The organism is Nonomuraea sp. NPDC049158, assembly GCF_040648335.1.
Lineage (GTDB): Bacteria > Actinomycetota > Actinomycetes > Streptosporangiales > Streptosporangiaceae > Nonomuraea.
On sequence record NZ_JBEZDM010000022.1, the window covers coordinates 1 to 13,562 of the forward strand.

Genomic DNA, 13,562 nt, shown 5'->3' on the forward strand with positions numbered 1-13,562 from the left:
GGGGGGGGCGGGGGGGGGGGGGGCCCCCCCCCCGACACTCCCGGGCCTAACTTGCCCGCTGCGCCACCACGGCCCGGCCCATGGCCGGGTCGTCGCAGAACGCGCCGTCCACGCCCAGGTCGAGCAGCCTGGTCAGCCAGCCCATCACGTCGCCGGTGGCGCGCGGGAAGGCGGGGCTGGCCGGGTTGCCCAGCCGGTAGTCGAGGGGGAGCTGGGAGTTCTCGTTGCGGATGGTCCAGACGTGTACGTCCAGCCGCCTGCGGTGGGCGTCCTGGACGAGCGTGGTGGGCTCCGTCAGCTTGCCGTCCGCGCCCACGGGCACGACGCGGCGGGTGTCCACGCCGATCCCGTTCGCGTACGAGGCCACGTCGCGCAGCCCTTCCGGCTTCACCATGTCGTCATAAGTGCGCTGATCACCGGCGGCGATCCAGTCGTACGGCGCCCCGCCGAACGTGATGAGCTGGATCAGCGGCAGCCTGGTCTTCTTGCGCAGTTCCCGCAGGTTCGCGGTCTCGAACGACTGGATGTACACCTTGCGCATGTGGTTGCTGTTGAGCGTCTCCAGCAGCGGCTCCTCCAGCGACAGGCCGATGGAGTCGAAGTACGTCGGATGCTTGGTCTCCGGATAGACGCCCACGCCGTGGCGCTGCGCGAGCCGCACGACCTCCTCGAACGTCGGGATCTCCGCCACCCCGTCGAAGGCCGTGTTGTCGGGCCGCAGGTCGGGCACGCGTTCCTTGGCCCGCAGCGTCTTCAGCTCGGCCAGCGTGAAGTCCTCGGTGAACCACCCGGTGATCGGCCGCCCGTCGACCGTCTTGGTGGTGCGCCGGTCGGCGAACTCCGGGTGCGCGGCCACGTCGGTGGTGCCGGTGATGTCGTTCTCGTGCCTGGCCACCAGGATGTGGTCCCTGGTGGAGACCAGGTCGGGCTCGATGTAGTCGGCGCCCATCGCGATGGCCGCCTCGTACGACAGCAGCGTGTGCTCGGGCCGGTGGGCGCTGGCGCCCCGGTGCCCGATGACGACGGGGGCCTGGGCGCGGCGCTCGGCCGTGGCGGTGTGGGGCTGGAGCAGCACGACCGCGACCGTACCACCGGTCAGGACGGCCAGAGCGCTCGCGAATAATCTGCGCGTCAGCATGCCGCGTACGTTAGACCGGCAAAGTGGCCGGTGAGTGACGATGGGGCGCACAACCGTTGATCGTCTGTTCCGCGGAAGGCCGCCGCGCGTCATCGAACACCTGTATGGTCCTGAGGCGTGCTGGCACTCTTCGACCTCGACAACACCCTGATCGACCGCCTGGACGCCTTCAAGCGCTGGGCCGCCGAGTTCGCCGCCGACAGGGGACTGGGCGCGCAGGATGTGGCCTGGATGATCGAGCTGGACGCCGACGGCTCCATCCCGATGAGCACGTTCTTCACCCACGTCCGCGAGCGGTTCGGGCTCGCCGAGTCGGCCGACTCGCTGTGGCAGGGCTACCGTGACCGCCTGCCGCACCTCGTCACCTGCCGCCCGGCCGTGCTCGAGTCCCTCGATCGCCTGCGCATGTCCGGCTGGCGGGTCGGCATCGTGACCAACGGCATGGCCGACAACCAGTCCGGAAAAATCCACCACAGCGGCCTGGTGGACCGGGTGGACGGCTGGGCCATCTCGGACGCCGAAGGCTTCCGCAAGCCGGACCCCGAGCTGTTCGAGATCGCCGCCCGCCGATGCGACACCACGCTGGCGGACGGGGACTGGATGATCGGGGACGACGTGGAGAAGGACGTGGCGGGCGGGCGCGGGGCGGGCCTGCGCACGATCTGGATCGACCGCGGCCTGTCCCCGGGTTTATCCCCGGGGGCGGACCACGAGGTGAGCGACGTGCTCGACGCGATCGCCCTGCTCGATGTCGACTGTTAGGAGATCCCCGCGCCGGGACGCCGTTGCCCGCGAACAACGGGAGCGATAGCTATGCGGCGATGGGTCCTCCGAGTGAGCGCGACGCTCCTCGTCCTGCTCGCCGCGGTCGCTGTCACGCCGCCGCTCACTGGGCTCGGCCGGCCGAGCGAGGCGGAGGTGCGAGACCGGCTCGTGATGGGCGAACCTCCCGACGTCGCCGCCGGCCACCGCAGCGGCATCGCCGCCCTCCTGCCCTTCGACGACGCGGCGCTGCTGCTGATCGGCGCCGCCCTCGCCGCGGCCGCGGTGCTGCTGCTCGTGGTCGACCACCGTCAGGGGATCGGCCCGCGCGAAGTCCTCCCGGTGCGGTGGCGGATGTCGCTGACGCTGTGGAGCATCGCGCTCGCGCTGGTGAGCATCCCGTACGCGGTCTCCCTGCTCTCTTTGGCCACGACCGAGTACGACATCATCGTGGGCGGTTGTCCCGGCTTCGACCTGTACCTGTCGGCCGACTACCTGCTGTCCCCCTTACGCCTCGTGCCGCAACCCGCGGTGGTGGCGGTGGGCTTCGGCGTGTGGGCGCTGCTGGTGCGCAAGGGCTACCGGCGGTGGGGCCGCGCGGTCGGCTGGGCGACGGTGATCCCCTTGGCGGTGTTCGGGGCGCTGGCCTTTGTGCTGGCCGGACTCGACGCGGTCGCCGGTGAGGGATGCGCGCGAACCTGGGGTCAGATGTACGAGCCCGGCATGTCGGCCTGGCAGCTCTACGATGTCGTCACCGCCGTTCTGATCATCGTGGCGGTACGCGTGCGCCGCGTGCGACGGCCGTACCGGAGTCCGGACGTCCGCGTCGCCGCCGCGCTCGCCGTCGTCCTGCTGCTGGTCACCGTGCCGCGTATGGACGCGCCGATCGGGAAGGTCACGGCAGCGGGCTCCTCGGCCTGCGAACCGTGGCGAACAGCTCGCTACGTCCCGGTGCGGCCGTCCGCCGGGCAGCGCGAGATCGCCTTCGTCTGCCTCGTCAGGCAGGACGGTGAGCTGCCGGGGCAGTTCGCCGGTGTGCCCGACGATCGCGTGGTCGCGATCGGCCGACGGCTGTGCGAGGCGGTCCTGCGCGACGGCGCACCGAATCGGCGGGCCGAGGAGGGGCCGCTGGGGACGTACCTGCGGAACTATGAGACCGTCGAGGCTCTCGGGTACTTGTGCCCGGAGGTCGAGCAGCGCCAGGACCAGCAGGACCGACAACAACAGGACGCCAACGCGGCCTTCATCGCGAAGGCCCGCGCGCGCTGCGCCGAGGTGCCGGGACACCGGCCGTTGATCCGCGCCTCCCGGACCGACCGGGCCACGCTGTGGGTGGATGCCGGCAGCCTCAGCGCGTACGAGGACGACCCGGGCGACGACTTCCCCGCGCTCGACAACGCTTTCACCAACGGGCTGGTGGGAACCGCGCCCGGGCAGCTCAGCATCCTGACCGCCGACGAGGCCATGCACGTGTGCGTCACCGGGGAGGCCTACCGCAGGCGGCCCCCCGTTGAGCTGAAGGACTGGGAGAAGGTGGTGGAGGTGGGGCACCGCAGCGGCAACGGCGACCTCACCCTCACCGGTGACGACGGGGTCGGCCTGAAGAACCTTGCGGTCAACGGCCCGGGCCGCTACCGGGTCCGGGTGCACATGCGCGGCGCGAAGGCCGCGCTGGCGAGGGAGGAGGATGCCCGGCAGGAGTTCCTCATCATGGTCTACCCGGGGAAGTCCGAGCGGACCGCGCTACTCAAGTAGCGTCCTTTGCCCTGCCCGAGGCTGTTGGGTTATTTGCTCTGGGCCTTCAGAAGTTTCGGCACCGCCAGCCTCGCCGCCCGCTTGCTCAGACCGGGCTCGAAGGCCCCGAAGAACCCGTCGCTCACCAGCAGCGTGACGGCGTTCTTGACCCTGATGAGCACGACATCCGCCGCCTGGATCTCGGCGTCCCTCGTGGCCATCATCTGCTTGTACCTGATCCCGTACGCCCAGTTCCCGACCGCACCGATGGAGAGCTTGGTGGTGGTCGCCTTGTCGCGTTTGGTCTTCGTCTTGGTTCCGGCGCAGTCCCGGACCATGACCTTGCCCACCGTCTGCCAGGCGGCCATCTTGGCCGAGGTGCCGCTGACGGCGAACTGCTTGACGCCCGACGGCAGGCCCTCCTTGTCGATGTAGACGGCCGCCGGGCTGCTGAGGAGGGGCTTCAGCGCCCTCATCGCCCGTAGGCACTTCTTCGTGTGGGCCGAATCGGCGTCCAACGCCTCGCGGATGTGCTTCGGATTGGGGGCGTAAGCGGCGCCCAGGTCCTCGGGGGTGATGAGGGCCTCGCTCAGCTGGGCCGAGGTCAGGGGCTTGTCGGGGGCGGCGGCCAGCGCGGGGGTGGCGGAGGCCAGAAGGAGAGCGGCGGCGGAGCCACCTAAGATCACGGAGCGCATGGGAACGCATCCTAGTGAGGTGATCACCGGGATTCCCCAGGCGTTTCGTCACACGACCGTCTCGATCTCGGTGATGGTCCGTGGTGGCCAAGGTCCCTCGGGAGGTACCCCCTCCGGAGGAGTGGAAGAGGACGGTCCGCGGTGGCTGAGGTCCCTCGGGGAAACCCCCTTCCGGGGGGCGGAAGAGGACGGTCCGTTGTAGCTGAGGCCCTTCAGAATGGGCATCCCTCCCGATAGGAGCGGAAGAAGGGGCGCCGCAGAGACCGCCTTTCGGCATTACATCACTATGGCCAATGAGCGCGCGATTTACAGCGCGCATTTGCATTGTCTACCAAGGCGCCATATATTCGCCATAATTCCGCCATACGAGCGCTCTACCTGCGCATATGCGAGCTATCAACACATTGAGCAGCGATTTGTACATATACCTCAGCCCAGGCCCTTGTTGAGTGGGTTTCGATCATTTACTGTCCAGGTGATCAATTCACTCACCTTGGAGTGGCGGATGAAAAAGTGGGTTTTATCCTGCATCATCATGGCGTTAGCGGCCACAACAGGTGTGAGCGTGCCGGCTCATGCCACGTCGGCGAATCTGACGGACCAGCCCCCGACGATAGAGCCCGGGTTGAGCGCGCGGCTGGCCGCCGGTGCCAAGGTCAGGGTGAATGTGGTCACCAAGAGCCGGGCGGACCTGCCGGAAGCGTCGAGTGCCGGTCAGGTGCTGCAGACGATGTCCCGGTTCCCCATGGTCACCCTGCGCGTCGACGCGGCGGCGGTGGACCGGCTGGCCAAGCTGCCGAACGTGGTGAGCGTCTCGGAGGACCGGCCCGTGCCACCGGTGCTCGCCGAGAGCATCCCGCTGATCGGCGCGGACAAGACGCGGGCGGCCGGGTTGACCGGAGCGGGCAGCGTGGTGGCCGTGCTGGACACCGGTGTCGCCGTCAAGCACCCCTTCCTGGGCGGACGGGTGATCGAACAGGCCTGCTTCTCCCCCATTGACGCCGACTACGGCGCCACCAGCCTGTGCCCGAACGGCGCCGCCACGCAGACGGGAGCCGGCTCGGCCGACTCCGAGAGCGGGCCGTGCGCCGACGCCGCCCTCGACTGCGACCACGGCACGCACGTGGCCGGGATCGCGATCGGCGACGGCACGAACGTGGCCGGAGCCCCGCCGGCCGGGGTCGCCCCGGGGGCCAAACTCGTCGCCATCCAGGTGTTCAGCAAGTTCACCACCGACGACTTCTGCGGGGCGGGCGCCGCGCCGTGCGTGCTGAGCTTCACCAGCGCCCAGGTGGCGGGGCTGGAGAAGGTCCTGCAACTGAAGGAGGCCGGTACGGCGCTGGTGGCCGCCAACCTGAGCCTGGGCGGCGGCCAGTACACCTCCGCGTGTGACACCGATCCGCGTAAGCCGGCCATCGACGCGCTCCTGGCGGCCGGGGTCGCCACGGTGGTCGCGGCCGGGAACAACGGCTACGGCGACGCGGTCAGCGCGCCCGCCTGTGTGCCCTCGGCCATCACGGTCGGCAGCACCACCGACACGGACGAGGTGTCCGCCTTCAGCAACCGCGGTCCGCTGCTGGACCTGTTCGCCCCCGGCACCTCGATCGTCTCCTCGGTGCCCGGCAACACCTGGGGGTCACTGAGCGGTACGTCGATGGCCGCTCCGCACGTGGCCGGCGCGCTGGCCGTACTCCGCCAGGCCTTCCCCCAGGCGAGCATCGGGCAGTTGGAAGCGGCCGTGGAGAGCACGGGCAAGCCCATCGCCTATACGAGCGCCACCACTCCCCGCCTCCGGCTGGACAGCGCGGCCCTGCCGCCGACCCAGCCCACCGACGGCGCCCTCTGGCCGATGTACTTCGCCAACTTCAAGGACTACGCCATCCCCGACCCGGGCAGTGTGGACTCGCCGATCGTCGTGAGCGACCTCCTCGGCAAGACCCCGTCCCAGGTGCACGTCTATGTCTCCGTCCAGCACCCCTGGGTGGGCGATCTGAAGCTCTCCCTGATCAGCCCGGACGGGAAAGCATTCGTACTGAGGGCGCCGTCCTCGGACGGCAGCGATTTCATCGACGAGACCTACGACGTGGACATCAGCGCCGTGACGAAGCAGAACGGGACCTGGAAGCTGCGTGCCGCGGACGGCTGGTCACCCCATGCCGGCGTCATCGATGCCTGGTCGATGGACTTCCCCTACTTCGAGAACTGGACCGAATACGCCATCCCGGACAAGGGCAGCCTCGTCAAATCGCCCATCACGGTGACGGGCTGGCTCCCGGGTAACGCCCCCCAGAAGATGACGGTCTCCGTGGACATCAGTCACCCCTGGAGAGGCGACCTGAAGATCGATCTGATCGGCCCGACCGGCATCGTTTATCCGCTGCGCGCGGCCAACTCCAAAGACGACGCCGACCAGATCGAGGAGACCTATCCGGTGGATGGGAGATCCTCACCGGCCAATGGGACGTGGACGTTACGCGTCGAAGACGTCACAACCGGCGACACGGGCTACATCAACGGGTGGATGCTGAGGTTCTGAACCGCCGGCGACAGGACCACTGAGCGCGTTACCGCTTGCGGCCGACGCCCCCGTAGAGCCATCGCGTGGCCTCGGGGGCCAGGTCGTCCGGGTCCGGGTGCCAGGTGTCGATGGTGACCAGCCCGGGAGGCACCAGCTCGAATCCCTCGAAGAAGCGCGCGACCTCCGCGTGCTCGCGGAAGTAGATCGGCGTCGGCGTGGCCGCGTATACGGCCTCGATCGCGGCCACCGCATCCGCCGGGTGGCCGTCGCGGGTGACGTGGGTCAACGTGAGGTAGCTGCCGGACGGCAGGGCGTCGCGCAGCTGGGACATGACCGCGCCCCGCTCGTCCATGGTCAGGAAGTGCACCATGGCGATCATCAGGACGCCGACCGGTTGGGTGAAGTCGAGGATCTTGACGGTTTGCGGGTGTTCGAGAACCTCGAGGGGACGTCGCATGTCGGCGGCGGCCACGGCGGTGTTGTCGTCGGTCGCGAGGAGGGCGCGGCCGTGTTGCAGCACGACGGGGTCGTTGTCGACGTAGACGACGCGGGCGTCGGGGAAGATCTCCTGGGCGATCTCGTGCGTGTTGCCGACCGTGGGCAGGCCGGAGCCGATGTCGATGAACTGACGGACGCCCTGCCGTGCCATGTGGCGTACGGCGCGGCGCAGGAACGCCCGGTTCTCCAGGGCCAACTGGCGGACCTCCGGCATAGCCTGCTCGACTCGGCGTACGGCTTCCCGGTCGATCTCGAAGTTGTCCTTGCCCCCTAAGTAATAGTCGTACATCCGGGCGACGCTCGGCCTGGTGACATCGATGCCGCTAGGTCCGTCTGCGTTGAGTTTCGTCATGCACGACCCCCATCCCCTTGATCAATTCCCCCAAATTACCGCAAACGTGGGACATCGCATATCAAGCGGTGATTCAGCCGAAGCATGACGAAGGCCCCGACCAGGACTTACAGGGCAGGGCCTTGACAAAAATCTTTACGCGGGGCAGGGATCGAGTCAGAAGCTTGAACCGCACCGCTGAAATCGTCGGTGTGAGGGGCCGGTGAGCCCCTCACACCGCACGCTCTAGGGCCAGTCGATCGACGGACGCAGCGGGACCCCGGAGTGTCCCTCCGAGTCGAGTTTGACGCCCAGCACCTGGTGCAGCTGCACCTTGTTGCGTTCGAAGCCCACGATGCAGCCCGCCATGTACAGGGCCCAGACGCGGGCGGTCCCCATGCCCACCTCCTGCACCGCGTCGGCCCAGTTGGCGTCGAGGTTGGCGCACCAGTGCCGCAGGGTCTCGGCGTAGTGCTCGCGCAGGTTCTCCTCGTGGCGGATCTCGAACCCGAGGTCCTCCATCTGCCTGACCAGGTAACCGACCGACTCCAGCTCACCGTCGGGGAAGACGTAGCGGTTGATGAAGCCGCCCTTGTTGAACGTCTTCTCGGTGCCGGTCGGCCGGGTGATGCAATGGTTGAGCAGGCGGCCGCCCGCCTTGAGCTTGCTGTAGAGGAAGGCGAAGTAGGACGGCAGGTTGCGCTTGCCGATGTGCTCCGTGAGACCGATGGAGCTGACCGCGTCGAAGTCCGACTCCACGACGTCGCGGTAGTCCATGAAGCGGACCTCGGCCAGGTCCTCGAGGCCGGCCTCGACGATGGCCTTCTGGGCCCACTCGGCCTGCTGCTTGCTGAGGGTGACGCCCAGGGCCTTGACGCCGTAGTGCTTGGCGGCGTGCATGACCATGCCGCCCCAGCCGCAGCCGACGTCGAGCAGCCGCATGCCGGGCTTGAGGCCGAGCTTGCGGGCCACCAGGTCGAACTTGGCGTATTGCGCTTCCTCCAGCGACGACTCCTTGGTGGGGAAGACGGCGCAGGTGTAGGCCATGGACGGGCCCAGGACCCACTCGTAGAAGCGGTTGGAGACGTCGTAGTGGTGGTGGATCGCCTCGGCGTCACGCTGCTTGGCGTGCCGGGAGCCGAGCTTGGCCAGCGTGCTCTGGCGGATCTCCTGCGGCGGCGCAGGGACGCGCATCATCAACGGCTTCAGGCCCAGCGATCGGACGGCCGCCACTTTCTCGGCGGTCGTCAGGTCGTTGGTGGTGATGTTCCACATGCGGTCGAGCAGGGTGTACATGTCGCCGTGGACGTCGATGTGGCCGGAGATGTAGGCCCTGGCCAGGCCGAGCTCTCCGGGTGCCTGCGCGAGGTAGGCGACCGCTATCGGGGACTTCACCTCCAGGGCGAGGTCCGCGCCGTCCGGCCCGGCCTTGCTGCCGTCGTAGGCCATGAACGCGATGTTGGCCTGCGGGCCAACGATCTTCTCAAAGATGGATGCGAGAGCCATCTGCTCACCTTCCCCGTACACACTTGTCGTACAGGTCAAGCATTCGGCCGTTCGGGTCGTATTCCTGCTTGACCGGCCAGTAAGCATCGCCGTTGTACAGCTGCCAGAACTGCTCACGGGCGTAGAAAGAAGTCGAGTAAAGCGACTTGTGCCCGTCGAGCTCGTGCACAGAGTTCTCGATGAGACGGTTGTAATAACCGTCGAACTGCCCCCGTGGCAGTGGCACCATTCCCCAGAAGCCGAAGTTCACGTACAGCTTGCCGGGCTCCAGGGGGTAGAGCGGCCAGCGGGAGGAAGCCCGCAGCGGGCACATCCACACCGGCGTCATGCCGACCTTGTCGTGGAAGAACTCCAGGAACTCCGCGCCCCGCTCGACCGGGGTCTCGACGTCCTGGATGACCGACTCCTGGACGGGCTGGTCGCGCCATCTGTCGACGCGCGCGACCACTCCGTATTTCCGGTCGAGTGCGACCAGCCGCCGGTAGACGTCGGAGCGCATCCAGCGGCGCGGCATCAGCGAGCGGACCACCGGCTGCTGGACGCCGAAGGCGCGCGAGCACCAGAACCAGTCGGTGTCCCAGCGCCACAGGTAGTCGCGGATGCTCAGCCAGTCGCGGTTGCGCTGCCTGATGGACTGGTAGTAGATGCGCATGCCGGTGTAGTCGGAGGTGTAGGGGGCACGCTCGGCGAAGCGGCCGACCGTGAGATACATCTCCCCCGGCTCGAAGAAGACGCCGTCGACGAAGTCGACGGGCTCTCCGTCATGCTCCATGCTGTCGCAGATCTCCTGCATGGCCAGCATGCACTTGTCGGCGTCGGTGAACTTGACGTGCGTCAGCTTGACGTAGGGCTGGACCTTCCTCAGCTTGATCCTGATGCGCAGGGCGTAGCCGAGCGTGCCGTAGGAGTTGGGGAAGGCCCGGAACAGGTCGCGGTGCTCGTTGTCGTCGCGGGCGACGACGATGCGGCCGTCGCCGGTCAGGATCTCGAGCTCCTCGACCGACTCGTGCGGCAGCCCGTCTCTGAAGCTGGTCGACTCGATCCCGAGCCCCGTCACCGCGCCGCCCAGCGTGATCGTCTTGAGCTGGGGCACCACATAGGGCATGAGCCCGTGCGGCAGCGTGGCGTCGACCAGGTGCTCGTAGGTCGTCATGCCCTGGACCTCGGCCGTCATCGTCACCGGGTCGACACTGATGACCTCGTCGAGCTCCCTGGCGGAGAGCTTGGCGGTCTTGCCCGAGTCGCGGAATCTGAAGAGGTTGGACGTGGCCTTGGACAGCCGGGGCGAAGCGTCCCCCGGGATCTCCGCGTACGACTGCCTGATGTGCTCTACTGCCCGTCGGTGTGTCGACATCGTCGTCGTCACGGAAGCACCCCCTTGAGCCGGTAGAGATCGTCCTGAAGAAGGTATCTCCCTGGACTGACATCGACCAGACCGGGGTCGTTAAAGACACGAAAACTGTTTATCGTGCCCGGTCGAATGCCTACGCGGTGGGCGAACTCGGAAACTTCCGGCGGATGACCTCCGGCGGCGTGCGGCGACAGCGGCACGCCGTCACCGGCACGGCCGTGGAGGGGCAGCTCACGCCGCCACCGTAAAGCTGGCGATCACCTGCCGCATCAACCCCTGGTCTTGCTTCCACCGCGCCTCGGTGGCCGTCCACGACAGGACGTAGGCGGTATCCCCGATCGCCACCGCCCGCTGCACCTCGTGGTACTTCACGCCCTGGGTGCTCCACGGCGCGTCGCCGGGCGGCCCCGCCGTGTAGGTGAACTCCCATTCCACGGCCTTGGTCCCCTGGTGGGTGACGGACCTGCGGCGCAGGGTCCGAAGGTCCTGGTCGTTCTGCCCGGCGGTCTCCTGCGAGTCGCGGATGATCTGGTTCGGGTCGGGGTTGACGTAGATGGCCTGGACGCCGAAGTGCCCGGTCCGGTCCCGGCGCGTCCACTCGGTGTAGGCCTCCTTGCGGGCGCCCTTCCAGCCGATGGGCCGCATGATGGACCAGCCGTCAGGCGACTTCCAGGCCCGTACCGTCGCCACCACCCTGGTCGGCGTGGGCGTCGGAGTGGGGGTGGGCGACGCGCTGGTCTTGGCGCTGGGCGGCGGCGTGCTCGGCGGCGCGCTGGCCACGGCGCTCTGCGTGACGCGCGGCGCGCCTTCCGCCGACCCGCTGAACTTGAAGAAGGCGAACCCGCCGCCCCCGACCACCAGCACCGCCGCCGCTGCCGCCGCGAGGAGGGTACGGCCGCCGCGGGGCGGCTTCGGCTCCACCACGACCCGGTCGGCGTTCGGCTGCTTGGCGGCGACGATGGCGGCCAGCAGCGCGTCGGCCTGCTCGGCGTTGACCCGTTCGTGCGGCTCCTTGCGCAGCAGTCCTTGCAGGACCGGGTGCATGATCGGCGGGATCCGGCGGTAGTCCGGCTCGTCGCTGAGCAGCGCGTTCAGCGTGGCCATGGGATCGCCGCGCTCGAAGGGCGACCGGCCGACCAGCGTGGCGTAGAGCGTGGCGCCGAGCGACCACAGGTCGGAGGCGGGCCCGGACTCGGCCGCGCGCACCCGTTCGGGAGCCAGGAAGCTCGGCGAGCCGGTCACCATCCCGGTCTGGGTGAGCGAGGCGTCGCCCTCGGCGGTGGCGATGCCGAAGTCGGTGAGCACGGCCCGGCCGTCGTCGGTGAGCAGGATGTTGCTCGGCTTGACGTCGCGGTGCAGGATCCCGACCTCGTGCGCGGCCCGCAACGCCGACAGCACCTGCCGGCCCACGTCGGCCGCCTGGCGTACCGGAAGGGCGCCGGAGGTGGCGACGACCTCCTCCACCGAGGGGTACCGCACCAGCTCCATGATGATCCACGGCCGGCCGTCCTCCTCGACCACGTCGTAGATCGCGACGACGGACGGGTGGTTCAGCCGGGCCGCCATGCGCGCCTCGCGGGCGGTACGGAGCAGCTGCCGTTCCTGGTCGGCCCGGGGCAGTCCCTCGGGCAGGAGCACTTCCTTAACGGCGATCTGCCGGTTGAGCAGTGTGTCGCGGCCTTCCCAGACCACGCCCATACCACCGCGCCCCAGTTCGCGCAGTAACTGGTAGCGCTTGGCGACCAGCCGGTTGCTATCCGAAACCATGTCCAACCCTTGTAGACCCACCCGAACAGTGGGCAAGTTTCCCATACCTCGCGTATGTCTGCCCGGAGGACGGGAAGGCGGCTTGCCAGAGGTCACCGAATGTTGTTCTACTGAGGCCAGCCGAGTCGTAGGAGATGCCGATGTCTGAAGGCCGCCAGGGCCCGCTCGCCGGGATCCGGGTGCTGGAGCTCGCGGGGCTCGCGCCGGGCCCGTTCGCCGGGATGATGCTCGCCGACCACGGCGCCGACGTGCTGCGCGTCGACCGCGTGTCCGCCGTCTCCGACGAGCCGCGCACGGACGTCATGGACCGCGGCAAGCACACCATCGGCCTGGACCTGAAGTCGCCCGAGGGCGTCGCCGCGCTGAAGGAGCTGGCGAGGAACGCCGACGTCGTCATCGAGGTGTTCCGGCCCGGTGTGGCCGAACGGCTCGGCATCGGCCCCGCCGACCTCCACGCGGTGAACGAGCGGCTGATCTACGGCCGGATGACCGGCTGGGGACAGGACGGGCCGCTCGCCGCCACCGCGGGCCACGACATCGACTACATCGCGATCTCCGGCATCCTGTCGATGCTCGGCCGCGCCGACGACAAGCCGACGCCGCCGATCAACATCCTGGGCGACTTCGCCGGCGGCGGCCTCATGCTCGCGTACGGCGTGCTGCTCGCCCTGTTCGAGCGGGAGCGCACCGGCAAGGGCCGGGTGATCGACGCGGCCATGGTGGACGGCGCCGCGATCCTGTTCGCGATGTTCTACCACGGCGTGCAGAGCGGCTTCTGGGGCCCGCGCGGCACCAACCTGCTGGACACCGGCGCGCCCCACTACGACACCTATGAGACGGCCGACGGGGAGTTCATGGCGGTCGGCTCGCTGGAGCCGCAGTTCTGGAACGCGATGGTGACGCGGATGGGGCTGACGGACCTGCCGGACCGCGGCGACAAGAAGCAGTGGCCGGCGCTCAAGGCCCGCCTGGCCGAGGAGTTCAGGTCGCGGACGCGGGCGGAGTGGGAGGCGGTGTTCGACGGCTCCGACGCGTGCGTGTCGCCGGTCCTGTCCATGAAGGAGGCCGTCCGGCATCCGCACAACGTGGCCAGGGGCGCCTTCGCCGACGTCGGCGGGCTCAGCCAGCCGGTCCCCGCGCCGCGCCTGCTCGGCGTACCCGACCAGGACCTCTCGCCCGCCACCCGGCTCGCCGACCTGTCCGCCTGGGGCCTGAGCGCCGAGGCCGCGGAGAAGCTGCGCTCCCAGGGGGTGCTGGCCTGA

Annotated in this window: 10 protein-coding genes; 4 read left to right on the plus strand and 6 right to left on the minus strand. The window is 68.7% G+C overall.

The annotated features are described in order from the left end of the window. Positions 1 to 46 precede the first annotated feature (46 nt). Positions 47 to 1,138, minus strand: coding sequence for a glycerophosphodiester phosphodiesterase (locus AB0B61_RS36415; protein WP_358441926.1), 1,092 nt, complete (start codon positions 1,136 to 1,138; stop codon positions 47 to 49). 117 nt (positions 1,139 to 1,255) lie between these two features. On the opposite strand from AB0B61_RS36415, the gene AB0B61_RS36420 reads away from it, so the two are divergent. Both AB0B61_RS36420 and AB0B61_RS36425 read left to right on the plus strand, forming a co-directional pair. Beyond that, entirely contained in the window at positions 1,256 to 1,900 is a 645-nt protein-coding gene (locus tag AB0B61_RS36420; RefSeq protein WP_358441929.1) for an HAD family hydrolase, read from the plus strand. Positions 1,901 to 1,951: 51 nt separating this feature from the next. Next, entirely contained in the window at positions 1,952 to 3,655 is a 1,704-nt protein-coding gene (locus tag AB0B61_RS36425; RefSeq protein ID WP_358441932.1) for a hypothetical protein, read from the plus strand. A 29-nt stretch (positions 3,656 to 3,684) separates the two neighbouring features. Here the strand turns inward: AB0B61_RS36425 and AB0B61_RS36430 are convergent, their stop codons facing one another. Beyond that, positions 3,685 to 4,329, minus strand: coding sequence for a hypothetical protein (locus AB0B61_RS36430; protein WP_358441934.1), 645 nt, complete (start codon positions 4,327 to 4,329; stop codon positions 3,685 to 3,687). A 625-nt stretch (positions 4,330 to 4,954) separates the two neighbouring features. On the opposite strand from AB0B61_RS36430, the gene AB0B61_RS36435 reads away from it, so the two are divergent. Next, positions 4,955 to 6,865, plus strand: a complete 1,911-nt coding sequence (locus AB0B61_RS36435) for a S8 family serine peptidase (protein WP_358441937.1) — start codon at positions 4,955 to 4,957, stop codon at positions 6,863 to 6,865. 28 nt (positions 6,866 to 6,893) lie between these two features. On the opposite strand, the gene AB0B61_RS36440 is transcribed toward AB0B61_RS36435, so the two are convergent. The 4 genes from AB0B61_RS36440 to AB0B61_RS36455 all read right to left on the minus strand — a co-directional run bounded on the left by AB0B61_RS36440 (position 6,894) and on the right by AB0B61_RS36455 (position 12,300). Next, on the minus strand, positions 6,894 to 7,697 hold the full coding sequence (locus AB0B61_RS36440; RefSeq protein WP_358441940.1) for an SAM-dependent methyltransferase: 804 nt from the start codon (positions 7,695 to 7,697) through the stop codon (positions 6,894 to 6,896). A gap of 225 nt (positions 7,698 to 7,922) precedes the next feature. Beyond that, complete coding sequence (locus AB0B61_RS36445) at positions 7,923 to 9,182, minus strand: cyclopropane-fatty-acyl-phospholipid synthase family protein (RefSeq protein WP_358441943.1); 1,260 nt, start codon at positions 9,180 to 9,182, stop codon at positions 7,923 to 7,925. A 4-nt stretch (positions 9,183 to 9,186) separates the two neighbouring features. Next, complete coding sequence (locus tag AB0B61_RS36450; protein WP_225289827.1) at positions 9,187 to 10,536, minus strand: FAD-binding oxidoreductase; 1,350 nt, start codon at positions 10,534 to 10,536, stop codon at positions 9,187 to 9,189. A gap of 228 nt (positions 10,537 to 10,764) precedes the next feature. After that, on the minus strand, positions 10,765 to 12,300 hold the full coding sequence (locus AB0B61_RS36455) for a serine/threonine-protein kinase (protein ID WP_358441946.1): 1,536 nt from the start codon (positions 12,298 to 12,300) through the stop codon (positions 10,765 to 10,767). A gap of 140 nt (positions 12,301 to 12,440) precedes the next feature. On the opposite strand from AB0B61_RS36455, the gene AB0B61_RS36460 reads away from it, so the two are divergent. Further along, positions 12,441 to 13,562, plus strand: a complete 1,122-nt coding sequence (locus tag AB0B61_RS36460; RefSeq protein ID WP_358441949.1) for a CaiB/BaiF CoA-transferase family protein — start codon at positions 12,441 to 12,443, stop codon at positions 13,560 to 13,562.

What these genes read in the sequence shown, in the direction of transcription:
- AB0B61_RS36415 (WP_358441926.1), bottom strand. Translation starts at nt 1,138, where the DNA reads ATGCTGACGCGCAGATTATTCGCGAGCGCTCTGGCCGTCCTGACCGGT.
- AB0B61_RS36425 (WP_358441932.1), top strand. Translation starts at nt 1,952, where the DNA reads ATGCGGCGATGGGTCCTCCGAGTGAGCGCGACGCTCCTCGTCCTGCTC.
- AB0B61_RS36430 (WP_358441934.1), bottom strand. Translation starts at nt 4,329, where the DNA reads ATGCGCTCCGTGATCTTAGGTGGCTCCGCCGCCGCTCTCCTTCTGGCC.
- AB0B61_RS36440 (WP_358441940.1), bottom strand. Translation starts at nt 7,697, where the DNA reads ATGACGAAACTCAACGCAGACGGACCTAGCGGCATCGATGTCACCAGG.
- AB0B61_RS36445 (WP_358441943.1), bottom strand. Translation starts at nt 9,182, where the DNA reads ATGGCTCTCGCATCCATCTTTGAGAAGATCGTTGGCCCGCAGGCCAAC.
- AB0B61_RS36450 (WP_225289827.1), bottom strand. Translation starts at nt 10,536, where the DNA reads ATGTCGACACACCGACGGGCAGTAGAGCACATCAGGCAGTCGTACGCG.
- AB0B61_RS36455 (WP_358441946.1), bottom strand. Translation starts at nt 12,300, where the DNA reads ATGGTTTCGGATAGCAACCGGCTGGTCGCCAAGCGCTACCAGTTACTG.
- AB0B61_RS36460 (WP_358441949.1), top strand. Translation starts at nt 12,441, where the DNA reads ATGTCTGAAGGCCGCCAGGGCCCGCTCGCCGGGATCCGGGTGCTGGAG.